The 581-nt window shown below is 62.8% G+C and carries 1 protein-coding gene; it reads right to left on the reverse strand.

Annotated features, from left to right (window positions below; translation table 11 throughout):
• Nucleotides 1-483: Mpo1 family 2-hydroxy fatty acid dioxygenase (locus ACK1VC_RS26195; protein WP_449118146.1), on the reverse strand; the 483-nt coding region annotated here is incomplete at its 3' end.
• Nucleotides 484-581: the final 98 nt, after the last annotated feature.

Below are 581 nucleotides of genomic sequence, written 5' to 3' on the forward strand. Positions count from 1 at the left end.
GTTGTTTTCTACGGCCTGTTTCAGGTTCGGGCACAGGCCCAGCATGAACGCTGCTTCTGCCACCACGAACAGTGGCCCGATGATCAGGCCGCTGATATCGTCGACAAATGCAGGTTTGCGGCCTTCGTAGTAATGGCCGACGAACTGGATGATCCAACCCGCCACGAATGCCGCCAGGCCGGTGCTAAGCCACAGCGTAGTTGTCTGCACGGCCAGCACCTGGCCGACCCACAGGCACAGGCCCAGCAGCAACCCCATCACCAGGCCGAACCGCAGGTCCAGGCGCAGGTAGAACCACACCGAGGCCGCCGCTGCCAGCAGGGCAGGGGACAACCACATGCCAGCCACCTCCCCGCCAGGGCGTGACAGCAGGATGGTGACTGCCAGCACGATCAGCGGGATGCCGACGAAGTGGGTGGCAATGTTGCGTGGGTCGCGGTGGTAGCTGGCGTATTGGCTCAGGTGGTCGACGAGGGTTTTCATTGTTGTGCCTCCCTGGTGTGCCTGATCTAGGTGTATTGCCAGTGCCGGCCCTTTCGCGGGTGAACCCGCTCCCACAGGGATCGACGAAACCCTGTGGG

It is taken from the genome of Pseudomonas sp. XP2 (assembly GCF_053557975.1).